Origin of the sequence: Stenotrophomonas sp. SrG (assembly GCF_050031795.1) — a bacterium.
GTDB classification, from domain to species: Bacteria; Pseudomonadota; Gammaproteobacteria; order Xanthomonadales; family Xanthomonadaceae; genus Stenotrophomonas; species Stenotrophomonas rhizophila_A.
The window spans coordinates 1-270 of the sequence record NZ_JBNBBE010000275.1; the positions used below are offsets into that span (position 1 = coordinate 1).

1 protein-coding gene is annotated in these 270 nt (G+C 65.9%); it reads left to right on the forward strand.

The features are described from left to right. Window positions 1-270: TonB-dependent receptor plug domain-containing protein (locus ACQG3P_RS19820; protein WP_426806001.1), on the forward strand; the 270-nt coding region annotated here is incomplete at both ends.

A 270-nucleotide genomic window follows, 5' to 3' on the forward strand; every position in this document is an offset into this window, starting at 1 on the left:
GATCACGGCCGAAGACGAGGGCAAGTTCCCCGACAAGAACGTCGCCGATTCGCTGCAGCGCGTGCCGGGCGTGGTGATCACCCGAGACGGCGGCGAAGGCAAGAGCGTCAGCGTGCGCGGCCTGGACCCGGACCTGACCCTGACCCCGTTGAACGGCAATTACATCGCCACCTCGGAAACCAATGACGAGGCGAGCCGGTCGGTCAATTACACCCTGCTGCCGTCGAACGTGCTGTCCCGCGCCGAGCTGTTCAAGTCGCCCGAAGCGCG